This is a genomic window from Chryseobacterium sp. SIMBA_038 (genome assembly GCF_046535115.1).
Lineage (GTDB): Bacteria > Bacteroidota > Bacteroidia > Flavobacteriales > Weeksellaceae > Chryseobacterium.
The window spans coordinates 1298223-1324355 of the sequence record NZ_JAWRXH010000001.1 but is presented as its reverse complement, the minus strand read 5'-3'; the positions used below and the strand labels follow the sequence as shown (position 1 = coordinate 1324355).

At 33.5% G+C, this 26133-nt stretch carries 22 protein-coding genes; 19 read left to right on the top strand and 3 right to left on the bottom strand.

The features are described 5' to 3' along the window. Positions 1-56 precede the first annotated feature (56 nt). The 6 genes from SB689_RS06045 to SB689_RS06020 all read left to right on the top strand — a co-directional run bounded on the left by SB689_RS06045 (position 57) and on the right by SB689_RS06020 (position 8543). On the top strand, positions 57-1199 hold the full coding sequence (locus SB689_RS06045; RefSeq protein WP_410691252.1) for a tetratricopeptide repeat protein: 1143 nt from the start codon (positions 57-59) through the stop codon (positions 1197-1199). A gap of 160 nt (positions 1200-1359) precedes the next feature. Continuing rightward, positions 1360-2742, top strand: a complete 1383-nt coding sequence (locus tag SB689_RS06040) for a tetratricopeptide repeat protein (RefSeq protein ID WP_410691251.1) — start codon at positions 1360-1362, stop codon at positions 2740-2742. Between the two features lie 64 nt (positions 2743-2806). Then, entirely contained in the window at positions 2807-4255 is a 1449-nt protein-coding gene (locus SB689_RS06035; protein WP_410691250.1) for a transcriptional regulator, read from the top strand. A gap of 388 nt (positions 4256-4643) precedes the next feature. Further along, a complete protein-coding gene (locus tag SB689_RS06030; RefSeq protein ID WP_410691249.1) occupies positions 4644-7544 on the top strand; it encodes a DUF6923 family protein in 2901 nt (966 codons plus the stop codon). Between the two features lie 34 nt (positions 7545-7578). Further along, on the top strand, positions 7579-8100 hold the full coding sequence (locus SB689_RS06025; RefSeq protein WP_410691248.1) for a hypothetical protein: 522 nt from the start codon (positions 7579-7581) through the stop codon (positions 8098-8100). A gap of 23 nt (positions 8101-8123) precedes the next feature. Beyond that, positions 8124-8543, top strand: coding sequence for a transposase (locus SB689_RS06020; RefSeq protein ID WP_410691247.1), 420 nt, complete (start codon positions 8124-8126; stop codon positions 8541-8543). 437 nt (positions 8544-8980) lie between these two features. Here SB689_RS06020 and SB689_RS06015 read toward each other — a convergent pair whose 3' ends face one another. Further along, positions 8981-9454, bottom strand: coding sequence for a hypothetical protein (locus SB689_RS06015; RefSeq protein ID WP_410691246.1), 474 nt, complete (start codon positions 9452-9454; stop codon positions 8981-8983). A gap of 599 nt (positions 9455-10053) precedes the next feature. Between SB689_RS06015 and SB689_RS06010 the strand changes: the two genes are divergently transcribed. Together SB689_RS06010 and SB689_RS06005 are read left to right on the top strand one after the other, a co-directional pair. Continuing rightward, on the top strand, positions 10054-11484 hold the full coding sequence (locus SB689_RS06010) for a transcriptional regulator (RefSeq protein ID WP_410691245.1): 1431 nt from the start codon (positions 10054-10056) through the stop codon (positions 11482-11484). A 346-nt stretch (positions 11485-11830) separates the two neighbouring features. Continuing rightward, positions 11831-12796: a hypothetical protein gene (locus tag SB689_RS06005; protein WP_410691244.1), complete on the top strand. Its 966-nt coding sequence runs from the start codon at positions 11831-11833 to the stop codon at positions 12794-12796. A gap of 410 nt (positions 12797-13206) precedes the next feature. Here SB689_RS06005 and SB689_RS06000 read toward each other — a convergent pair whose 3' ends face one another. Both SB689_RS06000 and SB689_RS05995 read right to left on the bottom strand, forming a co-directional pair. Next, on the bottom strand, positions 13207-13803 hold the full coding sequence (locus SB689_RS06000) for a Crp/Fnr family transcriptional regulator (protein WP_410691243.1): 597 nt from the start codon (positions 13801-13803) through the stop codon (positions 13207-13209). A 537-nt stretch (positions 13804-14340) separates the two neighbouring features. Beyond that, positions 14341-14937, bottom strand: a complete 597-nt coding sequence (locus SB689_RS05995; protein ID WP_410691242.1) for a Crp/Fnr family transcriptional regulator — start codon at positions 14935-14937, stop codon at positions 14341-14343. A 361-nt stretch (positions 14938-15298) separates the two neighbouring features. Here SB689_RS05995 and SB689_RS05990 point away from each other — a divergent pair, with 361 nt between their 5' ends. The 11 genes from SB689_RS05990 to SB689_RS05940 all read left to right on the top strand — a co-directional run bounded on the left by SB689_RS05990 (position 15299) and on the right by SB689_RS05940 (position 25607). Next, the gene (locus tag SB689_RS05990) at positions 15299-15895 is read left to right on the top strand and encodes a Crp/Fnr family transcriptional regulator (protein WP_164463292.1); all 597 of its coding nucleotides are present in this window, start codon (positions 15299-15301) and stop codon (positions 15893-15895) included. Between the two features lie 540 nt (positions 15896-16435). Further along, a complete protein-coding gene (locus tag SB689_RS05985; RefSeq protein WP_410691241.1) occupies positions 16436-18580 on the top strand; it encodes a catalase in 2145 nt (714 codons plus the stop codon). A 54-nt stretch (positions 18581-18634) separates the two neighbouring features. Beyond that, positions 18635-19246, top strand: a complete 612-nt coding sequence (locus SB689_RS05980) for a DUF4142 domain-containing protein (protein ID WP_410691240.1) — start codon at positions 18635-18637, stop codon at positions 19244-19246. Between the two features lie 215 nt (positions 19247-19461). Next, positions 19462-19722, top strand: a complete 261-nt coding sequence (locus SB689_RS05975) for a CCC motif membrane protein (RefSeq protein WP_410691239.1) — start codon at positions 19462-19464, stop codon at positions 19720-19722. A 179-nt stretch (positions 19723-19901) separates the two neighbouring features. Next, entirely contained in the window at positions 19902-21068 is a 1167-nt protein-coding gene (locus SB689_RS05970; RefSeq protein WP_410691238.1) for a zinc-dependent alcohol dehydrogenase, read from the top strand. A 57-nt stretch (positions 21069-21125) separates the two neighbouring features. After that, positions 21126-21626 carry a CinA family protein gene (locus SB689_RS05965; protein ID WP_410691237.1) on the top strand — a complete coding sequence of 167 codons (501 nt, stop codon included), beginning with the start codon at positions 21126-21128 and terminating at the stop codon, positions 21624-21626. A gap of 5 nt (positions 21627-21631) precedes the next feature. Continuing rightward, positions 21632-22426 (top strand): SDR family NAD(P)-dependent oxidoreductase, encoded by a 795-nt coding sequence (locus tag SB689_RS05960; RefSeq protein ID WP_290300587.1) that lies wholly within the window; start codon positions 21632-21634, stop codon positions 22424-22426. An 11-nt stretch (positions 22427-22437) separates the two neighbouring features. After that, on the top strand, positions 22438-23190 hold the full coding sequence (locus SB689_RS05955; RefSeq protein ID WP_410691236.1) for an SDR family oxidoreductase: 753 nt from the start codon (positions 22438-22440) through the stop codon (positions 23188-23190). Between the two features lie 10 nt (positions 23191-23200). After that, positions 23201-24670 carry an alpha-amylase gene (locus SB689_RS05950; protein WP_410691235.1) on the top strand — a complete coding sequence of 490 codons (1470 nt, stop codon included), beginning with the start codon at positions 23201-23203 and terminating at the stop codon, positions 24668-24670. Positions 24671-24718: 48 nt separating this feature from the next. Continuing rightward, positions 24719-25372, top strand: coding sequence for a DUF6766 family protein (locus tag SB689_RS05945; RefSeq protein WP_410691234.1), 654 nt, complete (start codon positions 24719-24721; stop codon positions 25370-25372). Between the two features lie 28 nt (positions 25373-25400). Further along, a complete protein-coding gene (locus tag SB689_RS05940) occupies positions 25401-25607 on the top strand; it encodes a hypothetical protein (RefSeq protein WP_410691233.1) in 207 nt (68 codons plus the stop codon). Positions 25608-26133 lie beyond the last annotated feature (526 nt).

Sequence of the window (26133 nt, the reverse complement as noted above, 5' to 3'; positions counted from 1 at the left end):
TTGCAAATTTCCTCTGCGGAATGAATAGGAATCAGGAAAGCTTACATTATCTTAAATTGGCAGAAGAAAAATTAAATCACTTTAATCATCCAATTTTTAGCACACGTCTCAAAATAATTTACGGACGAAATTATCAGGCGCTGGGTTTATATAATCAGGCAATTGAAAGCTTTAATCAGGCAATAAAGCGCAGCTATAAAATACCAAGTAAAGAGGATAGGGATGAACGGCTTTTTTTTATTTATGATTGGAAAAGATTTACATTCACCAAAATGAATATTCCGGATTCTGTAAGATCTATGGAGAATAAATGTCTGGCAATGCCGAACCGGGGATTTATAATTTACCTGGTACTTGCAGACAAATGTATCGTTCGAAAGCAATTGGATTCAGCAGAATATTTTTTAACTAAAAGTATTGCCACCATTAAGGTAGACAATTTTGAAGCGAGTTCGATGATAATGCTATCATTTGGTAAATTATATATAGCGAAAAAAGAATATGATAAAGCACTGGAGTTTTTAATAAAATCAGAAAGCATTACTGAAAAAGCAAAATTGAAAGGAAGAAATTTAGAAGTATATCAAGCCATTGCAACAGTATATAATAAGCTTAATGATAAATCAAAGGAAAATGAATATCTGCTGAAATATTTCAGACTTAATGACAGTTTGAATCAGGCTGAAAAAAAGGCTCTAAATATTTCTGTAGAAAGAATTTTTAAAGAGCAGAAAGAAGAGGAGGATGCGAATAAAAAACAATTATACTTAATTATTTTAAGCACAATTTTAGGTGGATCTGTCATAGTGATCATTATTATGAGGTTATATAATTCTAAAGAAAAGAAAAGAAATATTTTAATTGATCAGAAGAATATAGAGACGCATAATCTTAGGAAAAAATTAGACAATAGCTTTGAAGAATTAATACAGTTAGCAATACATGATGACCCTCTTTTTATTCCAAAATTTAAAGAAATCTATTTTGAATTTTATACTATTTTAATCTCCGGTTATCCTCAGCTTACTGCCAGTGATATAAAGTTTTGCGCATTTATAAAACTTAATTTCTCCAACAAAGAAATAGCTGAATATGGGCATATGTCGATCCGGACGGTAGAATCAAAAAAGTACAGAATACGAAAAAAAATTGAACTAGATCAGGAAATAGATTTTAATAATTGGATTTTGAACTTATAAGCCCTTTTAATCTTTTGAAATTTTCTTAAAGACCTTTTTAATTTTCACGATAATCATAAGCGATACCGCTTAATTTTTTATTAATTATTTCTAAACACAAATGTTCCGTATTTCATTTATCTTAATTTTTTTTCTTGCTGTTTGTAATGGCCAGGAAAAAGTGTATTCGAAAATAGATCGCGATTTATCCGAGAGTTATAATAATGCTCATCTCACAGGGTGTTTTGAAAAAGGTATCATTATCACAAATGATATAATTAAAAGATCCCGGCAACTTAATTATCGAAAAGGTATAGGAACAGGATATTTGAATATTGCCAATTTTTTATGTTCCATTGATCACTATAAAGAAAGTATGTATTACCTTGAGCTTGCTGAAAAAGAAGTAAATAGTATAAATGATAACAATCTAAAAAGCCAGCTCTATAACGAATATGGTAATGTTTACCAATATCTCGGACTGTTTGAGATTTCTATTAAATATTACAACAAGGTTATAAAACTAAATAAAAACATACTTTCTGCAAAAGAAAGGAAGGGAAAACTTATATATGCATACACGAATAAAGCCGATGTATTTGAAAATCTTAAAAGAAGTGATTCTGCTTATATTTACTATCATAAAGCTTACAAAATTATTCCAGATCCTCTCGCAGCAGCAAATATTGCGAGCTGTTTTATAAATTACAAGAAAAATAATATAGATTCTGCAGGATATTATCTGCAGATTGCAAGTGATAGCTTAAGGTCTTATACTTACAGTTCCTATCAAAAACTGATTGTATTGGAAATGTATGGAGAATTTTATTATTATAAAAAAAATTACAGAAAAGCTATTGATTATTTTCAACATTCGTTAGCAATGTCTAAAAAGCAGAATAATTATGATGAAATGAAGTTGATTTATCAGTCTATTTCTAAAACCTATGAAGCGCTAAACGATGATCAGAAATCTGCAGACTATCTCGAAAAATATATGTCTCTAAATGACAGCCTTAATTATGCTGACAAAAAAACCTTAAATATATCGGTAGATAAATTGATTCTGATGAAAGATCTAGAGATAACTAAAGAGAAAGAGCAAATAAAGTATACTATTTATTATGCATTGGGATATGTAGTACTTATTGTTTTAGTTTGTTTTTTTCTTTACAGAAGAAATAAAAGACGAAACGAATTGTTACTTCAAAATCAGCAACAAGAAATTAATCAACAAGAAATTGAAAAAAGAAATCTGGAAAGTAAAATAAATTACTCTTTTAGTGAAGTACTACAACTGGCAAGAAGTAATGATCCTCATTTTTTGGTAAGATTCAAGGAAGTATATCCTGAATTCTGTAATAAAATTGTAGCACTTGATCCTACCATTCTCAACTCTGAGCTCACTTTTTTCGCCTATCTCAAACTTAATTTTTCAACCAAAGAGATTGCCAATTATACTTTTGTAACTGTCAAAGCTGTGCAGGCAAGGAAGAGCCGCATCAGAAAGAAAATGAATATTCCATCTGATGAAGATCTTTATAATTGGATAAATAACATTTAAATATACCTCTTCTTTTTAGTAAGAATATATCATTCTAAACACATTTGAAAAATAAATTAACTACATGTTTCGGATCATAATTTTTTTTATTTTGATGTTCATTATGGGTAATGGACAAGGGAAATCTTATCATAAAATAGACTCATCATTCTACTCGGTACTTCTTACAACTCATACAACAGGAAAATTTGAAGAAGGTATTACTAAGACTGAGGAATTAATGAAACAGTCCCAAAGACTTAATTATGAAAAAGGGATTGCAACGGGATATATCAATATTGCCAATATTTTATGCAACCTTAATAAATATGAAGCGAGTTTACAATATGCTGCCTTAGCCGAAAAAACAATGCTTAGAATAAAAGATAATGATTTAAAAGCAACTGTTTACATTGAGTCAGGAAAAGTATATCTGTTTTTGGGCCTGTATGAAACTTCTTTAAATTATTATAACAAAGCAATTACTGCATCCCAAAAAATTGAAGATACAGAAAGGAAAATAAATCGTTTACATTACGCATATGCCTGTAAGGCAGATAATTTCAGCTATCTTAATCAACATGATTCTACATACATCTATTTTCACAAGGCTTATAATGCAATTGCTGACCCTATTACAGCAGCCAATATTGCCGATTTTTTTATAGTGAATAAGAAAAGTGAATTAGATTCGGCTGAACATTATCTTAAATCAGCACTGTATCTATATTCCTTGAAAAAAAATAAATATCCACTGTTTCAGAAATTAATTGTTTTCCAAAAATATGGAGATTTTTTTTATACCAAAAGAGAGTATAAGAGGTCTTTAGATTATTATTACCAATCTCTGGCTCTCTCCAGGCAGATTAAAAGAGCGGATAAAGTAAGGGATATGTATCAGCTTATCCATAAATCTTACAAAGCTTTAAATGATGTAAAAAAAACAAAGGAATATATTGTAAAATATGCAGAACTTAATGATAGTCTGGATATTGCGAATAAAAGAGCTTTAAATGTATCTGTGAACAAACTTTTGAAAGATCGGGATAACGTGAAAAAGAAAATAAGCGATAGTAATTATACGTTGGTAGGATGTTTTTGTATTATTTTTTTATTGTTAAGTGTCTTAGGTTACCGTTTTTATAAAAAGAATAAAAAAGAAACGGAATTACAGAATGAATATCAGCAGAAAAAGATCACTCAGCAAGAAATTGAAAAAATAAATATGGAATGTAAAGTGAATGATGCTTATCATGAAGTGTTGCAGTTGGCAAAAAACAATGACTCCTCTTTTCTTGCACGATTTAAAGAAGTTTATCCTGAATTTTGTAAAAAGATTTTAATTTTATATCCGGATATAGTAAGTTCTGAACTCACTTTTTGTGCTTACCTGAAGCTTAATTTATCTACGAAAGATATTGCTGACCATATTTTTATCAGTAAAAAAGCAGTGCAGGTTCGTAAAAGCCGCATCCGAAAAAAGTTAAATATTTCTTCGGATGAAGATCTTTACATTTGGATTAATAATTTATAATATTTATTGAAAATTAAAACATAAACGGACCACTAGAAAATCTAATGGTGTTTTTTATATTTGAAAAATAATGATTTCAATAAATTCAGTGAAGCCAATTATTATTCTGATGTCTCTCTTTTTACATCAGCTGATTTTATCTTTTTTATCACCAATAGGAAAATTATAGATGTTATATTTGATAACTGATAATCAATTGTTTATGAAAATGTAGTATCCCTGTTGGATGCTTTTTTTTCTAATTTTTCTAAACATTTCTTTCATTTGCTAAGCTTTTCGGAAAACATATAATTCACGCTTCCCTTTGTGAAATTTTCTGATTAGTGAAACACAGGTGATGAAGAAAAATAACTAATTATTTTTTCTAAGCCTAAAAAAAATAATTAAGATGAAATTTAAAATCTATTTTGACGTAATAAAAGTATTGACTATGCTTTTATTGTCTTGTATGCCCTGGGCAGGAACTATTAAAGCACAGGTCACGTGCAGTGGCGGAACTACTAATATACCAAGATCAGGTTCTGTGGTAGTAAATGGTGTTACCATTAGTACATCCTATAGCGGAGATGTACAAAACTATCCATATTCATATTCAGTATGTAGCGGAAATGTTTCTACATCAGCCAATTCTCTTTTTGTAGGAGAGGGAAATCCTTCTAATCCTGCAACTCAAAGTCCATGGAGTATAACATTAAACTTCAACAAAGCTGTTAATAATTTGGTGGTTGTTTTGACGGCTACCGGATCAGGTTTTGCTCCTTCATGGAACGAAAATTTTATATTTAATTCCAATGGTGGAGCTGTTTCTATTACTGCAGGAACCAATTGTTATTCAACAATAAGCGGAAATACGATTTACTCTGGTGGAGGCGCTCCCGTTCAAGCAAATGGTGGCGGTGGCGGATTATTTAAAATTACATCACCGAGTGCATATACAACATTAACGATCTCCGGTAATGGAGGTTTAAATGGTACACTGATGGCGGTATGTGGCTTATCAATACAGCCAGCATGTAATGCTGGGACTACCGGGCCAAAAGTAACTTCTACCTTAAATAATACGTGCCCTGCAACATCGGCAAACCTTACTACAGCACATACAGGAACAACACCGTCTGGTACAAGTTTAGTTTGGTATAAAAATAATACCCATACGGGAACACCGCTTACCGCTACTGAAGTTGCAAATGCAACCGCAGGAACCTATTATGCTTTCTACTTTGATGCAACGAATAATTGTTACAGCCCGGTAAGTTATCCGGTAACAGTAAGTATATTAAATTGTTGCGCTTCCATAGCAGCACCGAGCCTTAATAATACGTCAGTGTATTCTAATGTAAATTCTGTTTACACTATTGTCTGCGGAAGTACAACTGCCAATTTATCTACATTAGCAGCATCTAACACACCATCAGGGAGTATTCTCACATGGCATACAAATTCTGTGGCTACAGCTGCAAACAGGGTTAATCCGGTTACTTCTGTCTCTGGAACGACTAAATTATATGCCTCATTTTATAACTCATCAGCTTCTTGTTACTCTACTACAAAAATGGTAACCATTGCTGCTCCAATTTGTGCAGTAGATGATGATTATTCATCAACACCGATCATTGCAGGAGTCGGGGGTACGCTTCCCTCTATTTTTGGTAATGATACCTACAACGGAATTAATCTTGCAACAATGCCTGCAAATTCGGTAGATTTCTTTTACGAATTATGGACACCCGGAAATGCTACGGTAGATGGGAATGGTAATCTAATTATCCCCGCAACAACACCTCCGGGAAGCTACACCTATATTTATAAAATTTGTGATAAGGATCCAGATATATCTGGAGGATCAAATTGTAGTCTGGCACAGGTAACTTTTAAAGTGGTTGGAGCTTTTGGATGTAATAGTAATATGTATCTTTCTCAAAGTGATAAACTTTATAATGTAGGTACATCCACGAACCCATTTACTTATCCTCTTATAGGGACATCTTCCGTAAACTATAATGCTATCGGTATCAATCCTTCAAATGGTATAATGTATGGAATGCAGAATTCTAATTCTTCAAATTTATTAATGATAAATACAGACGGTACTTCAGTAAATTTAGGCTCAATTACAGGATTACCTGCATCTACCTATTTTGCAGGAGAAATAGATCATCTTGGAAACTACTTTATAAAATCAAATGTAAATGATAATCTCCTTTACAAAATTAATCTCACTACAAAAACAGCTACATTAATTACACTTAGTGCAAATCTCAATATACCTGATTTCGCATACAATATAACAACCGGGCTTTTATATGGAGTGAATGCTACAAATGGGCAACTTGTTTCTATTAATCCAAGTACAGGGTCAGTTACAGGAATAGGAGCTACGTCTGGTGCTGCTAATTATGGAGCCATGTATTCTTCGAGTACCGGTGAATTGTTTGGAGTTAATAATGCCGGAGGATTTTACCAGTTTAATCTTACAACGGGGCAAAGGGTATTAATTTCCGATGCAGCTGCAAGTTCAGGTAATGATGGTGCACATTGCGTGACTGCCCCTATCACTTTCAGTACGGATCTTTCTATAACTAAAACTGATGGATCCAATACTTTTGCTTCAGGAACAAGTACTACTTATACAATCATAGTAAAAAACAATGGGCCCTTCGGAGTACTTAATGCAGTTGTTGAAGATTCTGTTCCTGCAGGTATCCCTGCTGCAAATGTAAGTTATACTGCAGTCGCTTCTTCTGGTTCAACTACGACGGTAACAGGAGTACAGACAGGAGCTATAAATGATATTGTAAATCTTCCGATGGGAGGTACAGTGACTTATTCTGTGGTAATCAATATTCCGTTTGCGTATACAGGAAGTCTAATTAATATTGCTAAAGTGACTGTTCCTTCAAACATTACTGATACAAATACTGTAAACAATACAGCTATTGATGAAGATACTCAATCTGTATGCTACAAACCTGCAACTACGTCGGGAGGACAAGCGCTGATCAGTAAAATTGGAATCACTTCATTAAACAGAGGAACAGCACAAATGGATAATTGGCCGGCGGTACGAAAAGGAGCGTGGCTAGTATTAGAGGCTAGAACAAAAGGTTTTGTACTTAATAGGGTGGCCTTTGACGCTTCAGGAAATCCTATTGGAATACCGGCAAGTAATTTTGTAGAAGGAATGATGGTGTATGATGTTACCAACAAATGTTTGAAATTATATACCTCAACAGACGGAGGAAATACATTCAATTGGAAATGTTTAACCTCGCAAACCTGTCCGGATTAAAATTCAGATGACATTTAAAAAATTAAAAATAATAATGAAAAAAATATTAATTCCCCTTATAATCTCAGTTGGCTGCCTGATAAATGCACAAATCGGGATAAGCAGAGCAAGTGTTTCCAATAATTCCGTTTCCTTACAATTCGGAGATAATGAAAATAAAGGTTTAATACTGCCATATGTTACTGATAAAAACAGTATTACAGAAAAAGGTACAATGATTTACGACACTACGGATAACAAAGTGAAATACCTTAAAGATACAAATACTTGGTTTGATTTGAGCGTAAACACAATAGGTATAGCAGATCTCAGTTTACAAGGAAGTGATAAAACAGAACAGCCAGGAGCAAAGGTTTCCATAGATACAACAGGTGGTAATAAATCTACTGCTGGAATATTGGTGCTGGAAGATACAAATAAGGCGATGGTCTTACCAAAAGTGGCAAATCCGCATCTTACTATTATTAATCCTGATGCCGGTATGATTGTATATGATACCTCAAAAAGGCAGCTAGCTGTTTTTAATGGCAAAATGTGGTCTTTTTGGAAGCCTTAACTTTTCTATGATTTAAATATAAAATGAATTTTAAAGAGATCCATATTGGAAAAATAATTGAAACAAATGTTGCAGAGAGCGGGATAGAAATATCCCGCATCTGTAATTTTATAAAATGTACTGAATTAGAAGTCAGCGAAATGTACAGAGCAAAAAGTATTGATGCTCATATTCTTTTACGTTGGAGCAAACTTTTAGAGTATGATTTTTTCAGACCGTATTCTCAACATTTGATATTATATGCACCAACTTCTTCTGTAGACAAATCAGAAAAAAAGAAACCTACTCTCAGGAAAAATATTTATACAAAAGAGATTATAGATTTTATTCTAAATCAGATAAAGAATAAGCAACGAACAAAATTGGAGATTATTAAAGAATATAAAATTCCAAAAACCACATTGTACAAATGGTTAAGGAAGTACAAGAATGAAGTACTATAATAAAAGAGAATTTTCATTTAATCTAAAGAATTCCCCGGGGCAGAATTTCTCCTCTGCACACACACGGTAGAAGATCTCTTTAAAGTGTGGAAAAAACTAATAAGCGGCTTACTGTAAACAGTAAATTTTCAATGATGAAAACGCTTCCATATAACGTTTCTTGCTGCTGGTTTCTCACTTACAGCATGTAAACGATCAAAAAAGACACAATAACGATGGGGTGCTTATAAATACGAAGAAGCTAAAGATTTATGTGTTTATGTTAAAACAAAAGCTTTACCGGTAAACAGGAAACCTTAGTTTATAACGTAAACAATAATGAATTCACAATGGATTGGGATAAAATCTCAACTTCTGTAGAGATCAAATAAATTAAATATGAGAAATTAAAATCTCGTTTATACGGGATTTTTTTGTTTAAATTAAAGTTTTCATTATTATTCAATGTGTTGTAAAAATTTCTTACTTATTTCTTCTTTTATATAATTTTCGTCATCTTTATTTAGAAAACCTAGAGGTGCGTAATCTGTATATTTCTTTTTAAAATCTTCGACGATTTTATGATATACATTATCCTTTTGAATGTATGGGGAATTGTATCGTTTAATTTCTTCAAAATCTCTTTCAATATCATTAAAAAATATTTTAAAGTAGGTTCTATCATTAATTTCCCTTTTCCACATCAAGAGCCAATTAATTTGACTTGCTATTGTATTAGTATTTTCAGGATATCTTAGCTCCTGTTTTAAAAAAAAGCGAGGATTTTCGTTTGTAAACCTACAAACAAGGTCATAGTTTTTACCCATTCTTTTGTTGAAATCTGAGAGATTGAGCTGAGCCATTCTTAAATTTTCTGCATTTTTGTCGATTGTTTCCTGAAATACATGTTTTTCAATTGAAATTATATTCACAGCTGTAATATTTTTAAATTTTAACAAATATAGTAAAGAAATTACTGCATGCTTTTTAAAATCAGCTAAACGTAGAAGAAATTGATAAGCTGATTACTTGAGTCATATACATTGATATTAGCTGAATGGTGAGCGATCAAGGAATCGATATGTAAACAAAAGATAACTGGAAATACATTGATATTCTAATACAATTTTCAAAATGGGAAAGATGCACAAACAAAATTATGTAAAATCTACATGAGAGGGCAAAGTATTCATTGCCATTATAAAGAATACTCTTAAATACGAATAACAATCTTTTACAATCTTTCATTAGCAACCATTTTTTCAAAATGTAGTATCTGTGTGGTATATCTATACTTGCGTATTTTATGTTTTTTATTTTTATTTGTTAGCAACCTGCAGGTATATTAAATCATCTTATAGAAGACACTCTTTTAAAAAAAATGTTCAGTTCGGATTTATAGTTAATTCACCAATGATTATATTTAATGACTGATTGTCACAATAAATAAATATATCTTATAAGTAACTTCATATTTAAACTAATCTATAATTTAAGATTTTAATATGTGTAATTTTTTATGAAATTTATAATGGATATAAAGAAATACTTAAAATTTGGGGTAAATAAATTTCTATTTATTCTGTTTTTTACATGTATTAATATTAGTTCTCAGAATCCAATAAAAGAAGATATTGTTGAATTTCAATTTCAAAAACTTATAAGAGATGGTGATTTTAAAGGAGCTATTTATCAAGAAAATATCAATATTGAGAAATATAAAATACTTAAATATAAAAAAGAAGAAATAAGAGGATATATAAATATTGCAAAGGCTTTTAATGGTATAAATAAAAATAAGGAAAGCTTTAAATTTCTCGAAAAAGCAGATTCTGAACTTAAAAACTTCAATAATGATGAACTGAAGGCATATTTATACCACGTTTATGGGGTAAATTTTTATTCATTAGGCTTACATGCTAGGGCAATTAATAGTTTTGATAAGGCTCTAATCTTTAGCAAAAAAATTAAAGATAAAACGGAAAGAGAAAAAAGACAATATACAATTTATGACTGGAAACGCTCGAGCTTTGAATTCTTGGGTCTTATGGATTCTGTATATAGCAATGAAAAAAAATGTATGAAGTCTCCTATGCCAATGCTATATATTGATATAGCCCAGAGACATTTTAAAAATAAAAATATTGATTCCGCAGAATATTATATAAATAAAGCAAATAATCTATTATCTACAAAACAAATTACTATTGAAGGTAAATCCAACGTTCTGCGAGCCTTTGGGGAGCTTTATCTAGAGAAAAAGAACTATAAGTTATCACTCGATTACCTTATTAAATCACTGGCCATAACACAAAAAGCGCATCTTGGGAAGAGAAATTTAGAATCATATAAACTTATGGCTGCTGTTTATCATGGGCTCAAGGATCCCGAGAAAGAAAACGAATTTTTAACTCAATATGCTCAATTGAAAGACAGCTTACAAGTAGTTGAAGGTGAGGTATTAAACATCTCTGTTGAGAAAAATCTTATTGAAAATGAAAAAATAAAAGAAAAAGATAACCTTATTTTAAAATATATAATTTGTGCTATGGTTATTTTCGCTAGTGCTGCTATAGTATTTACTTATGTTTTATATAAAAGAAAACAAAACTATAAAGATTTCATTATCATACAGCAAAATAAGGAAAAAGAGGCTTTAAAGGGGCAGGTAGATACTGCTGCTGAAGAAGTAATTCAGCTCGCAATAAAGCAAGATCCTGCTTTTATAACTCGTTTCAAACAACTATACCCAGAGTTTTGTAATAATCTTAATACATATCCAGGACTTACATCAAATGATATACGTTTATGTGCATTTATAAAATTGAATTTTTCTAATAAGGAAATTGCAGAATATGCTAATATTTCAGTACGAACTGTTGAATCTCAAAAGTATAGATTAAGAGTAAAAATAGGTCTTTCTCCTGGTATTGATTTAAATAAATGGGTAGTAGATCAATAATAATTCTAATAATTCTGTCTTTTTTTAATCCAAAAGTAATGTGATATTTGATTTTTTTATTACTGTAAATCAGTTTGTTACGGCGTGAAGTGTGAATGCAGTGTTAGTTTTATTCGTAAATTAACGTTATTTTGTCAATAAATAAATCGATGTTATATTCCTTTGTTATACATTAAGTAATCTTTCAAAGAAATTATAGCATATGTTAAATATAACTCTCATACAAATTAATTTAAAATGTACAATACAATCTACAAGACTCGTTAATTTCTTAACAATCAAAGATTAAATCTCCTCACAAAATGATTTATGAGAATCAGGCTTTAAAATTCTAAAAACAAACAAAATGAAAAAACTATTATCTTTTTTAAATCTGCTTTTTTTCAGTTGCGCTTTCTTCGCGCAAGTTGGCATTAATACTTCTATTCCAGGGAGTACATTAACAGTAAACGGTTCAATGGCAGGGACCTATAAAACTTCCACGACTTCTGTTACCTTAGGAGCGAGTGATTTTTATATGGCATTTAATGGTAGCACACCATCAACATTTACTTTACCGCTTGCTACAATAGCATCTCCTGGATCAGGAAATATTTCAGGAAGAGTATACTGTATTAAAAACACAGGATCAGGTCAGCTTACAATTGCTGCTTCCGGGAGCCAATTAATAGATAATCAATCAGGATCAGGGGTGGCAAATTTTAAACTTAATCCTGGTGGATATGCAATGATAATTAGTAAGGGAACTATTTCAGGTACAACTTGGGAACTCTCTACCTTTATTGATAAAACAACATCAACTATTGCAGCATTAGGATCTACCGATACTGTGACCTATACAGGCACTGCTCTTACAAATTTTAATAATAGTATTCCTCAAATTATTCCATTTTCCTCAAGTGACCTGATTGTTAATCAAGGAGGTTCGGTATCATGGAATGATGCAGGAGATTACTGGCTGATTTTAGAGTCTGGAGTTTATAAAATAGAAGGATATTCGTACTTCGGGAGTGGAGGTGCACCATCAGGTACCTATCAATGGACCGGTATTAATCTTAATATAACCAAAAATGGCACAGCTTTGTCCAATATTATAGGAGGTAACAGAGGTAACTTTATGAATAATATTGCTGAAATAGCTAATTCATCTATTAATGTTAATTGTATAGTTCGTTTAAGTGCGGGCGACCGTGTATATTTAACAATGAATTGGGGAGCGGGAAATAAGCCAGTTACCAATGCTGCAATTACCGCGCCTAATTCCCTAGTGGAAAGTAGAAATTTCTCTATGCAGCAATTATCTGTACCTTAATTAGCTAAGATGTATGTTTTCTAGCTTTGGTGAATCATTTAATAAATTACTTTAGTTAAAAAGCGCGTATTTCATCAGATAACTTCTTTTTACAATAGTATACGTGAATTAATCAAACTATAGTCCCAATAAAGAATAAGTCCCGGAATGCTTACCAACGGGAAGTTGGAGTTGCTAACTTTGTTAGGACACAATTCTTATACTCTTTAACTTTAATATGAAAAAGATCAGAAAAAATTACAGTTTAGAGTTTAGAGTTTAAGATCCAAGCAGTATCTTTAAGTGAACAGCGAGGCAATGTCTCCTTGGTGGCTCAAGAATTGGGGATTTGCAAAGAAAGTCTACGTTCCTTTTTATCTATAGGATTAAACTGTAATATAATTGTCCCACCATGGGGACATGCCCAAAGATCAATACATAATTTTTCGGTTTGTAATCCGGACTATTTTTTCTTGCTCCATTTTTTTTATAGCTCTGATAGTCGTTTCAACACATAATCCTGTTAAAGAAGCTAATTGTTGACGTGTCATGGGAACCTCATACGTAAATGGAGTTTTATTTTCTTGATCATGCTTCATGAGCTCCAATACTTCCTTAATCCTTTCAACTGCACTGGGAGAAGATATTTTCTTCATGAGAATAAATTTACGGTACAGGTTCTTTGATAAGGATTTACAAAGTTCCAAATAATGATTAGGGTGTTGATCTAAGTAATGCGTTAATTTATCTGCAGATAATTTAAGAATAGTACAATTTGAAAGAGCTACGGCATTTACGGGATATGTCTGCTCTAGATATAACATGTAATCTCCTACGGGATCTTTTGAACTCAGTATACTTTGAATAAATTCTTTACCTGAACTATTATAGTTATTTAGTTTAACATCACCGTCAATAATCTGAAAATAAAATTTGGGACTTACGCCTTCTCGGAATATGTAATCTCCCGGATTGTAATATTGTTCTACAGCTCCAATAGCGCGTAAAAGTTCTTCTTTAAAAAACATAATATTAATTTTTGTAGTTAGTGATAAGGGTGGATTTAAATTCCCGATATAAGGATCATTAAAGTGCCATGGGGAATCGTAATTTTACTTCATGTTACAATATAATTTTTTAATAAACAATCTAACTTAGAGTTGACTAAAACCCATAAAGTGGATCGTGCCATTTAAATTAAATATTTATCAGCGACTTCCGGATGAAAATTGCTGAGGCTCCATAATTGGTTATGGAGAAATTATAATTAATCGGTAAATTATATGCAGCAAATATAATGCAAATGCTTTATAAATGATATGCTTTTAATCATATAGTAGTATATTTACTATTATTTATGATTATAAAATTAATTTATTGTAAAATATAAAATACATTGGTAGAGGCAGTCGAAAACCAATTTTAAGCTTTATAATTTAAATATGTTAATTAAATCATAATTGTTTTATCTTAATCCTATATTGCGATTTATATATGGATTAAAGTACCTCCTATAATTTGAGGTAAAGACAGCTCTCTCCAATACGAATTATCATGAGTAAGTTTTAGTAAAATATTTTACTGTTAATCAATTTTAATATATGATCACTTTCCATTTTCTTAATAGTTCTAATCACGGTTTCAATTCGTAAGCCTGTGATGGCAGCCATCTGTTTTCTGGTTAAATACACTTCAAATGAATATTTTTCTTTGTTATTGCTATAGCTTTTAAAGTAGTCAAGAATTCCCAAAAGTCTAACCTCTGGTCTCAATGATAAATTATGCTGCATCATGACAAATTTTTGATAGAGTCTTTCAGATATGAATTTGTTGATGTCGAGAGAAACACTGGGATGATCACCAAGTAATTTAAAGAAGTTGTCTTTTGGAATGGTAATGATTTCACAAGGTGTTAATGTTATCGCGTTGACAGGATATTTTTCGGTGATAAAAAGAAGTAACTCACAAACGCTCTGTCCTGAAAACAAAATACTTTGAATAATCTCTTTCCCATCTTCATCGTAATGATTTAATTTAACTCTTCCTTCTGTTATTTGATAATAACGTTTTGGAGTTTCACCTTCCTGAAATATTGTTTCATGGGGCTTAAACTGTGATATTTCTGCACCGTATAACTGCAAAAGATTTTGATCGATAATCATAATAATGTGGTGTTGAAGTTAATAGAATATCAAAAATTAAATATTCCTTATTATACTAGATCTTTTAATAATAAATAGTACAATTCTTATCTAAAGATAATACAAAAACCAGCAACCAAAAATCTCTTGATTGTATTGGTTACCTAAATTTTTAAATATATATAGGTAAAATTGTTCCTTTGACAGATTGACATTTTGTACTCATAATTCGTACGTATGATTTAGGTCATACATGTGAAATGTCCTTTACCGTTACCTTTGGATGCTGGTTAATTGCACACTTATCAGTGATATATGTCGCTTTTTTTTGTTCTGCAATTTAATTAGTACAAGTTTAATACCCCCTAATAATTTTTTCAATATGCTGGTTGATGAAGATTTACTCTTTCATTATGGAGGACAATTAGTGAAATTCACCAAAAATGATATGATATTTAGAGAATCGGAAATACCAAAATTTTATTATCAGATAAAATATGGCAATGTAAAAATCAACAATTATCATCAGGAAGGAAAAGAGTTTATCCATAGTTTACCTTCGACCGGGCACTGTCTTGGAGAAACTTTTATATTTTCCGAAAGACCTTATCCCGTCAATGCAGTAGCAATGAATGATGTAGCAGTTATTAAAGTTGGAATAGCCAGATTCTTTGATCTGATTCACAGTGATAAAAGCATATTATTTAAACTTTATCAATATACCTCTGAAAGAATGCACTACCGTTATGTGATGTTAAATAATTTATCATCCACAAACACCTTCAGTAAAATAATCTGTGTGATGGACTGTTTGAAGCAATATCATAATGTGACAGAACAATACGCTTATCAAATTCCCTACACCCGTCTTGAAATTGCGTCGCTAACAGGGCTAAGAATAGAAACAGTGATAAGAGTATTAAAAAAGATGGAACGTGAAAATATTGTAAAAAATATTGGTGGAAAAATATTTTATTAATCCTTTCAGTCATACCTATTTATCCTATTGCTGGTTAGCCTGTTATTTTATCATTCGATGTTATCTAATGATTGGAATAAATTTAATAATACCAAAGAGTTTAAAAAGCATATTCTTTTATACCTGGAATAGATAATTTGGCAATTAATATTTAAGGATTTATAATTTTTTCATAGCTATTACTACAATAAATTATTGCTATATGACTTAAGTCATAGGGTAGATTTTTATGGATTTGTAATTTTGAAATACACCATAAAATAAAGATTATATGAACACCAGTTACAAAAATACTGACACAGATTAACCTGTGCGGCTTACTTTTTTATAATATGTTATAGAAAGTTGAGGTAATGCACTCTATTTTCTAGTAGGCACAGCTCAATTAGTTGATTTTCTTTTTTTCCAAAGAAACTTTATTCAGAATATAATAATGAGTTGGATAATCATCCTAAAACAATCTGCTGTATCGCTTTTTCTGATACTGTACATTAAATACAAATTCAATAGCACCTACATCAAATCGCAATAACAAGAAATATGGAAAATGAAAATTTAGGATCAAACTCGAAGCGTGATCAACTTCAAGATCATACAACGGATAACAGCAATGAAAAACTGAATACCAATCAGGGATTAAAAATCAATAATAATCAAGATTCCCTGAAAGCAGGTGAAAGAGGTCCATCTCTTCTTGAAGATTTTATTCTTAGAGAAAAAATTACTCATTTCGATCACGAACGAATTCCGGAGAGAGTAGTTCACGCAAGAGGCTCTGGAGCTCACGGTGTTTTTAAATTAAATAACAGTCTGGCAAAATATACGAAAGCTAGATTTTTAAACAATATAGATGAAGAAACTCCTGTATTTGTACGTTTTTCTACCGTTGCCGGAAGCAGAGGAAGTACAGATCTGGCTCGTGATGTAAGGGGATTTGCTGTAAAATTTTATACTGAAGAAGGCGTTTATGACTTGGTAGGTAATAATATGCCTGTTTTTTTTATTCAGGATGCTATAAAATTTCCAGATCTGGTCCATGCTGTAAAACCTGAACCGGATAATGAGATTCCACAAGCTGCTTCGGCTCACAACACTTTTTGGGATTTCATTTCATTAATGCCAGAGAGTACCCATATGATCATGTGGTTAATGAGTGACCGTGCGATTCCGAGAAGCTTCCGTATGATGGAAGGTTTTGGCGTGCATTCATTTAAATTTATCAATGAACAGGGAGATGTACACTTTGTGAAATTCCATTTTAAACCCAGATTGGGAGTTCATTCAGTCGCTTGGCCGGAAGCACAGAAGATTTCAGGAAATGATCCTGATTTTCATCGCCGTGACCTTTGGGAAGCCATCGAGAATGGAGCTTTCCCTGAGTGGGATTTCGGAGTGCAGGTAGTTCCTGAAGGAGATGAACACAAATTTGATTTTGATCTTCTTGACCCGACAAAAATTATCCCGGAAGAGCTTGTTCCTGTGGAACTTGTAGGAACTTTAACATTAAACAGAAATCCGGATAATTTCTTTGCAGAAACGGAGCAGGTAGCATTTCATCCCGGTCATATTGTTCCCGGTATAGATTTCACCAATGATCCTCTTTTACAGGGAAGGCTTTTCTCATATACCGATACTCAGCTTACCAGATTAGGCTCTCCTAATTTTCATGAAATTCCAATCAACAGATCCATTACAACCATTCACAATAATCAGCGTGACGGACACATGCGTCAGCAGATCATTAAAGGAAAAGTAAGTTACGAACCGAATTCAATGGGTGGGGGGTGTCCGTTTCAGGCTATGATGAAAGAAGGAGGTTTTGTCTCTCAGGAGGAGCGGGTAGAAGGACATAAAGTAAGGGCAAGAAGTTCAAGTTTTGTAGACCATTATTCTCAAGCAAAATTATTTTACAACAGTCAGTCTGCCTTTGAAAAAACGCATCTGCAAAATGCATTGGTTTTTGAGCTTTCAAAAGTAACGCTTCCTGCCATCAGAGAACGAATGGTTGGTCAGTTAGCTTTTGTAGACAAAGATTTGGCAACAAATGTCGCACTTAGACTAGGTGTTGAGGTTAAAATTCTCGATCAGCCCAATCAAAGTATTCCTGCAGATGCCAATCCAGCAAGCCTCCAAAGTGCAGAAACTGAACCTTCCATAAAATTTTCAGAAGCGCTAAGTATGGCCAATACCGTTAAAGATACCATTGAGAGCCGTGTAATTGGCTTTATGATGACTAATGGGTTTGATGCTGCTTCTACCGATCATTTAATAGAAAAATTAGAAGGGCAGGGTGCAGTTGTACAATATATTGCTGATTCCGTAGCGCCGGTAAAATCTTCGGACGGCCAGGCGTACATTCCGGATCATTCATTATCTACGACTTCAAGTGTTTTTTTTGATGCCCTGTATATCTGTGGCGGTGCAAAATCTGCAGAAGGCTTTGTAAAGCCTGGAAATAAAAATATGACGGTTGATTTTATTAATGAAGCATTCCGTCACTGTAAAGCCATTTACTTTGGATATGATACTGAAGTAATCAAAGACCTTACAGATGTGGCATCGATCAACCATGATGATCCAGGAGTAATTTTTGCTAAGGATGCTGATTCTGATGACTTATTTGTTGAGGCGATAGCTAATCACAGGGTTTGGCAGTTTGAAAAAGAAAGAAACGGATTAGTATAAAAAATGAGTAGAAAATACTTGACATTCATATCAACACCAACAAATTATAATATTATGAAAAAAACAATTCTAATCATTGTAGCCATTGCTGCAATAACGGCATGTAACAAAAAAGATACCGCTACTGTTGATCATTCAGCTGATCACAGCGAAATGTCTGCTCCTGTTGATTCGGGTGCAATGCATGGAGATTCTCTTTCAACTTCCCAAACGTCTTCTGAAGCAACATCATTAAATAATCAGGATCGAAAGTTTGCTGATGCAGCGGCAAAAGGAGGAATGATGGAAGTGATGGCGGGAAAACTAGCATCTCAAAATGCGACCAACTCAGCGGTTAAAAAACTGGGTGAAATGATGGTAAAGGATCACACCAAAGCCAACGAAGGATTACAGCAATGGGCCTCTAAAACCGCTTACACTCTGCCTACCGGTTTAGATGCAGATCAACAGAAGTCATACGATGATCTGAAGGCAAAAAAAGGGGCAGATTTTGATCGCATGTATACCGATATGATGGTTAAGGATCATGAAAAAACAATAGCTGATTTCAAGAAAGAAGCTGCTGACGGTTCCGAATCCTCTCTGAAAAATTTTGCCACTAAAACGCTTCCCACTTTAGATCATCATTTAATGGAATCTAAAAAAGCAAAAGATGCTGTAAAATAATGTCGAATAAATATCCGATAATCTGCCTTGAAAGGGTTATCGGATATTATTCGAAGGACTTTATATTGTTTCTGAAAATCTGATGCTGACGGTTCGATGGTTTAAATTATTTATTTATAACCCAGAAAATTAATGTTTATAAAGACAGTGTTTAATCATTAATGCCGGCTGCATTTTATTACTGAAATAATCTACTGGCTTCAAAACCTATCATCATGAGAAATTCCAAATTACCCAATGCCACAGCAGTGCTAGTGCTCGGAATTTCTTCTGTAGCCTTATGCTGTTGTTACGGAGTCCCGGGAATACTTACAGGGGGCATCGCTCTTTTTCTTTACAGAAAAGATAAAAAAGTATACGATAAAAATAAAGGAGGTTACTCCAATTTCGACAATTTAAAAACAGGAAGAATGCTAAGCATTTTTGGGATAAGTCTAAGCTCCCTTTGCCTCATTTATTTATTGTTGGTACACTAGCTTTAGTTGTTCAGGGAGGGGGATATCCTCTACGATTGCTGAGGTATAAAAAACTTTACCCAGGTCTTGTGTCAGCCATTTTAATCAAATTACAATTTGAAATGGCCAACGCATCAGTTTTTTAGAGTGTGATGACCACATTGATAACGAATAAACACCAAACCATAAAATATAACAATATGAAAGCAGCAGTTTTTCATTCGCCGGGTAACATTACCTGCGATACCGTCGATGATCCAAAGATTGAAGATCAAAATGATATCATTCTTCGTGTAACTTCCACCGCAATCTGTGGTAGTGACCTTCACATGTATTCGGGAGGAATTCCTCAGCCGCGTCCTATGGTAATGGGACATGAGTTTATGGGAATTGTGGAGGAAGTAGGAAAAAATATCCATCATCTACAAGCAGGCGACAGAGTTGTTGTACCATTTCCGATTGCATGCGGAGGGTGTTACTTCTGTCAGCATGATTTACCATCAGGCTGTGAAAACTCCAATATAGAAAATTATGGTCCCGAAGGAGGCTTGGTTACTGAAAAAGGAGGTGGAATGTTTGGTTATACCGATCTGTATGGTGGGTATAATGGCGGGCAGGCACAATATGTAAGAGTTCCTTATGCTAATTTCGGGCCTAGAAAGGTTTCTGATTCATTGACCGATGAACAGGTTCTTTTTCTTACCGATATTTTTCCTACAGGGTACACAGGCGTGATGTGGGCTGACCTTAAAGGCGGGGAAACCGTAGCCATTTTTGGTGCAGGACCCGTAGGATCAATGGCCGTAAAAAGTGCTATTCTTCATCATGCAAAAAAAGTAATTGTTATTGATACCCTTCAATATAGATTGGATCAGATAAAAAATCTTACAGGATGCGAAACTATTCTTTGGGAAGATGCTAAACGGACTGTTGACGAAATCAGAAGCATGACCAATGGCAGAGGTGCCGATTTATGTATAGATGCTGTAGGCTTTGAACCGGACAGGAATCTTATGGATAAAGCAAAGGCAGTTGTCAATTTTGAAAAAGGTTCTATCAAAGTGCTGGATGCGTGTATGAGTGGAGTAAGACGCGGAGGTTTTGTTTCCATATTAGGAGTCTATCCCATGAATTATGACAATTTTAGGGTAGGTCAGCTTTTTGATAAAGGCATTACGCTTAAAGCGGGGCAATCTCCGGTTCATGCAATCATTGATAAATTAATGAAATATGTGGAAACCGGGCAGGTAAAACTCGATGATATCATAACGCACCGCCTTTCCCTTAATGAAGTGGCAAAAGGATATGAAATATTTGATAAAAAGCAGGACGGATGTGTAAAAGTCGTGCTTGATCCCTGGAGATAAGTAAAAGCTTTATGGTATTAGGAGAGGCGTATTCTTAATTAATTAAAATGTATTCTCATGGAATTTAAACAGTCTTTGTTGGATTATATCGGCGGGGCGCTGAAATCTGCCCATGAATCAGTTTCTGTGGCAGAAAGTGTTACTGCTGGCTGCCTGCAGTTTTCATTTTCGCAGATGAAAGATGCCTCTGAATTTTTTAAAGGCGGCATAACCGCCTATACTCTTGAGGAAAAAGTAAAACTTTTGAAAGTTGATGAGCAGGAAGCGATAAAGTGTGATTGTGTTTCTAAGGAAGTTGCCGATGAAATGGCGTTGAATGTTAGTGCATTATTCAATACAGACTGGGGAATATCTGTCACCGGATATGCAACTCCTGTGAAAGAATCGGATCAAAAAATTTTCGCGCATTTTTCATTCGCCTACAAAAATGAAATCATTTTATCAAAAAAACTGGAACTACACCATAAAACAAAGGCTTCAACAGCCCAGCTATATTATGCGGAATTTATTCTCGGATGCTTTAAATGTGAACTCAATCAAATGATTATTTTAAAATAAACGATATGGAAATCAAAAATCAATATGTACTGATCACCGGTGCAACCAGCGGAATCGGATATGAACTGGCGAAATTATTCGCAAAAAATGGCTACCATCTGGTTATTGTATCGCGCAGTCATGATCAACTGCTTGAAAAAGCCAATGAATTTAAAAAATATGGTGTTAAGGTGGTAACCCAGGCAAAAAATCTCTTTAAAGAAGATGATGTTTTTTCTATGTATGCCGAACTTAGACTCAATGATATTAGCCCGGAAATATTGGTGAACGACGCAGGACAGGGCTTCTATGGAAAATTTGAAGATACAGATATACATCGGGAATTGGATATTGTCAGGCTCAATATAAATGCAGTTCTGATTTTAACCAAACTTTTCCTAAAGGATCGTATCAGCAAAGGATCAGGAAAAATACTGAATCTGGCTTCAATCGCAAGTAAAGCACCCGGTCCATGGCAATCAGTTTATCATGGAAGTAAAGCTTTTATCTTATCATGGTCTGAGGCGATTCGTGAAGAGTTAAAAGATACCGGAATTACGGTTACGGCACTTCTTCCAGGACCGACCGATACAGATTTTTTCAACAAAGCCCAGATGAACAGAAGTAAGATTATGGAAGATAAAGAGAGTTTCAGCACTCCGGAAGAAGTGGCTAAGGATGGCTATGATGCTTTGATGAATGGAGAGGATAAAATAATCTCGGGGTTGAAAAATAAATTAACGGTAGCCATGTCTAATTTGGCAAGCGATAGCATGGCAGCATATCGTATGGGAAAAATGCAGGAACCTCAGGATGTATAAATTTTAATAGTATGGAGAGGTTGCAATTAGAGAATAAATCAGTGCTCATTACAGGAGCAGACAGCGGAATAGGTAAAGCAATTGCCTTATTATTTGCCAAAGAAGGTGCGGATATTTCGTTTATCTATTATAAAGACGACAAAGATGCAGAAAAAACAAAATTAGAAATTGAAGCTCTAGGCAGGCGTGCTATATGTTTTGGCGGAGATATCAATGATATAGATTTTTGTAAAGTAACCGTCTCAAAAACAGTTGCCGAGTTTGGGAAAATAGACATTTTGGTAAACAATGCAGGAACACAAATTCCTGCAGATAATATTATTGACCTTAAAGAAGAAAACATCAGAAAGACATTTAATTCCAATATCATTGGAATGATTTTACTTACCAAGGAAGTTTTTTCCCATTTAAGAAAAGGGAGTTCCATTGTTAATACGACTTCCGCAGTGGCTTATATGGGGCATGAAGAATTATTAGATTATTCAGCTACAAAAGGGGCAATTGTTTCTTTTACGAGATCGCTGGCATTACAGGCGAAACCTAAAGGTATTCGGGTTAATGCAGTAGCACCTGGACCGGTAGCGACACCTCTTACTGAAAAAACTTTTGGTGAAGAAGAAGACGATCAAAGCGAGCCTCCACTGGAAAGAAATGCTAATACGGATGAGATTGCTTCAAGTTATCTGTTTTTAGCTACCGATGCTTCAGCACAGATGACGGGGCAGGTTCTCCATCCGAACGGTGGGCTTATTGTCAATGGTTAAATTATGGGTTATGAACGGAGTAATGATTCAGTTTTTTCATTGGTACCATCCCGGGAATTTATGGAATGAGTTTACAGAAAAGGCTGTTTATTTAAAACAGCTTGGTTTTACTGCGGTATGGTTTCCTCCTGCAACAAAGTGCTTTCTCGGTAAGGAAGGCCGGGGTTATGACGTATATGATCTATATGATTTAGGGGAATTTGACCAGAAAGGCAGTATTGCAACCAGATACGGAACTAAGGAAGAATACCTTAATGCAATTGAAGCAGCACATGAAGCAGGTATGGGTGTATATGCCGATATTGTTCTTAATCACAGAATTGGTGGAGACGAACCAGAAAATATCATCGTGCAACAGGTTGAGGAGGATAATCGTATTAAGACTAAAGAACAACCTTTTGAAGCATCAGCAATGACAAAATTTACTTTTTCTGCCCGGAATGGAATGTATTCAGATTTTAACTGGGACCATCGTTGTTTTAGTGGAATAGACTGCATTAAGAGAAATGGAGAGGAGGTACTGGGTATCTTCAAGATTATAAATGAGTATGGCACCGAATGGGACCCTTCAGTGAGTAATCAGTTCGGAAATTATGATTATCTCATGGGCGCCGATGTAGAATACAGAAACCCAGATGTTGTTCAGGAGATGAAAAGCTGGATCAAATGGTATCTTGAAAGTACCAAAGTCGACGGGGTAAGGTTGGATGCCTTAAAGCATATTTCTTCAGAATTTTTAAAAGAGTGGATTACTTATATTAAAACAGAAATTAATTCTGACTATTATATTTTGGGGGAGTTTTGGAAAGAAGAGGTCGGAAAAATAAATTATTTCTCTAATGAAATGAGTAATTTAATTTCATGTTTCGATGTGCCCCTACACTATAATTTTTTCAAAGCATCTGAAGAAGGAGATCAGTACGACCTGCGTCAGATTCTTGATAATTCTTTGTTACAACAGATGCCTGTTTTTACCGTTTCTTTTGTTGAAAATCATGATACCCAGAAACTTCAGGCGTTGGAGTCCACTGTCAAAGAATGGTTTAAACCAATAGCTTATTCCATCATTTTGTTATCTGAAAAAGCCTATCCATGTGTCTTTTATCCTGACCTTTTCGGAGCCAAGTATTCGGATATGAAAGACGGTAAAGAAGTACATGTTGAAATCCATAAAGTTGAGAACCTACCAAAATTAATGGAGGCAAGACAACAATTTGGATACGGCTTACAAGTCAATTTTTTTGATGATCCCAATTGTATTGCATTCATGCGTACGGGTGATAAAAAGAATAAAGGCTGTCTGGTCATTATTTCAAATAATGGAAAAGCCTGCAAAGAAATAATGTGGGGTGAAGAATATTCAAATGCTGTATTCTATGATTTTTTGCAACAAAGACAAGAAGAAATTGTGGTGGATAACAATGGTAAAGGAATTTTTAAAGTAAATGCAAGGTCAGTAAGCGTTTGGGTTAAAAAATAAATAAACCCTATTTTAAAAATAAATTCAATCAAATAAAATCAGGTATCAATGAATAAACATAATTTCTTTTACCGCAACAGTTTAAGTATTATTCTTTTTATATTGATGTTTGTCTGCCTGTACGGGCAGGTCATGACGGGTTGGAAAACTGAAAACAAAGAATTGGCTGAAGAAGGGCAGCATCTTTTAAGTATCGGAGAATATCTACATAGCGGCCATTTTGTTCAGGCCACTTTTGAAAACTGGGAAAGTGAATTTTTACAAATGATGCTGTATGTTGTTCTGACTGTTTTTCTCAGACAGAAGGGGTCAAGTGAATCAAAGTCTTTGGATGAAAAAGAAGATGTTGATAAAGAACCTCGACCTCATTCCAATGCACCATGGCCGGTTAAACAGGGTGGTGTATGGCTTATTCTCTATAAACATTCACTATCAATTGCTTTTGGTATTCTTTTTCTTATCAGTTTTACCTGTCATTTTTATGGAAGCTATGAAGAATACAGTGGTGAACAGATTGCTAAAGAACTGCCTGTGATGCCGATTCAGGAATATTTGTATGATGCCCGTTTTTGGTTTGAGTCGTTTCAAAACTGGCAGAGTGAGTTTTTAGCAGTTGCTTCGCTGGTTATACTTTCAATTTGGCTCAGAGAAAAAGGTTCTCCGGAATCAAAGCCAGTTGATATGCCGCATAATGAAAATTAAATGTTTAGTTACACAAAAAAAATACGAAATGAAGCCACAATTGATCACAGGGGTACCCCTGCAAGAAAAAGGAAGTTTTCACGATACGGAAAGTATTCGTTTAGCTAAAGATTTTGAAGATATAGTTGATTTGTATAAGACTTTAAAAGATCGCCTTTTGTCGGTAAATTACTGGAATTATTATGCTAGTGGAGTTGGTGCGGATTTTAAACTGCATTATCAAAAGTTTTTTTAAATCAAAAGTTTATTTTAGTTATGATTGTAAGTTGCTGAAAACTAAGAGTTCTTTTGATAACTAAGATATTTAACCTTAAACTCGATATGTATTTGAATTTCATTAAAAAGAAAAGCATTTAACAAATCTGCAATGTAAACTGTTATTTTATATAAATGATATGTTTTAAGTTATTAACTACTAATCAATAATAACTTAATTTAAAATGAAGTTGAATCTACCAAGAATTATAGTAATGATCTCATAATTTTTGATGTGAACAAGAATGGACGCCATGTACTGCTATTAGATGATATGATTCATAGACGTATTCAAATTTTATATGAAATTGATTTAAAAACCTTAGATAAAAATACAATTGGTAATCCTGTTAAATTAGTTGTTGATAGCAACTATAGTAGGGGCAATTGAAAAATGAATCTAAAGAATCAAATGATATAAAATTAGGAGAAATAAATTTTACTCTAAAAATTGGCCGCTCAACAAATTATATTATTAAGGAAAGGCAAACGATAAAAAAGACAAA

Excerpts from the sequence above, each read along its gene's own strand:
- SB689_RS06035 (WP_410691250.1), top strand. The coding sequence starts at position 2,807 with ATGTTTCGGATCATAATTTTTTTTATTTTGATGTTCATTATGGGTAAT.
- SB689_RS06030 (WP_410691249.1), top strand. The coding sequence starts at position 4,644 with ATGAAATTTAAAATCTATTTTGACGTAATAAAAGTATTGACTATGCTT.
- SB689_RS06025 (WP_410691248.1), top strand. The coding sequence starts at position 7,579 with ATGAAAAAAATATTAATTCCCCTTATAATCTCAGTTGGCTGCCTGATA.
- SB689_RS06020 (WP_410691247.1), top strand. The coding sequence starts at position 8,124 with ATGAATTTTAAAGAGATCCATATTGGAAAAATAATTGAAACAAATGTT.
- SB689_RS06010 (WP_410691245.1), top strand. The coding sequence starts at position 10,054 with ATGGATATAAAGAAATACTTAAAATTTGGGGTAAATAAATTTCTATTT.
- SB689_RS06005 (WP_410691244.1), top strand. The coding sequence starts at position 11,831 with ATGAAAAAACTATTATCTTTTTTAAATCTGCTTTTTTTCAGTTGCGCT.
- SB689_RS06000 (WP_410691243.1), bottom strand. The coding sequence starts at position 13,803 with ATGTTTTTTAAAGAAGAACTTTTACGCGCTATTGGAGCTGTAGAACAA.
- SB689_RS05995 (WP_410691242.1), bottom strand. The coding sequence starts at position 14,937 with ATGATTATCGATCAAAATCTTTTGCAGTTATACGGTGCAGAAATATCA.
- SB689_RS05990 (WP_164463292.1), top strand. The coding sequence starts at position 15,299 with ATGCTGGTTGATGAAGATTTACTCTTTCATTATGGAGGACAATTAGTG.
- SB689_RS05985 (WP_410691241.1), top strand. The coding sequence starts at position 16,436 with ATGGAAAATGAAAATTTAGGATCAAACTCGAAGCGTGATCAACTTCAA.
- SB689_RS05980 (WP_410691240.1), top strand. The coding sequence starts at position 18,635 with ATGAAAAAAACAATTCTAATCATTGTAGCCATTGCTGCAATAACGGCA.
- SB689_RS05975 (WP_410691239.1), top strand. The coding sequence starts at position 19,462 with ATGAGAAATTCCAAATTACCCAATGCCACAGCAGTGCTAGTGCTCGGA.
- SB689_RS05970 (WP_410691238.1), top strand. The coding sequence starts at position 19,902 with ATGAAAGCAGCAGTTTTTCATTCGCCGGGTAACATTACCTGCGATACC.
- SB689_RS05965 (WP_410691237.1), top strand. The coding sequence starts at position 21,126 with ATGGAATTTAAACAGTCTTTGTTGGATTATATCGGCGGGGCGCTGAAA.
- SB689_RS05960 (WP_290300587.1), top strand. The coding sequence starts at position 21,632 with ATGGAAATCAAAAATCAATATGTACTGATCACCGGTGCAACCAGCGGA.
- SB689_RS05955 (WP_410691236.1), top strand. The coding sequence starts at position 22,438 with ATGGAGAGGTTGCAATTAGAGAATAAATCAGTGCTCATTACAGGAGCA.
- SB689_RS05950 (WP_410691235.1), top strand. The coding sequence starts at position 23,201 with ATGAACGGAGTAATGATTCAGTTTTTTCATTGGTACCATCCCGGGAAT.
- SB689_RS05945 (WP_410691234.1), top strand. The coding sequence starts at position 24,719 with ATGAATAAACATAATTTCTTTTACCGCAACAGTTTAAGTATTATTCTT.
- SB689_RS05940 (WP_410691233.1), top strand. The coding sequence starts at position 25,401 with ATGAAGCCACAATTGATCACAGGGGTACCCCTGCAAGAAAAAGGAAGT.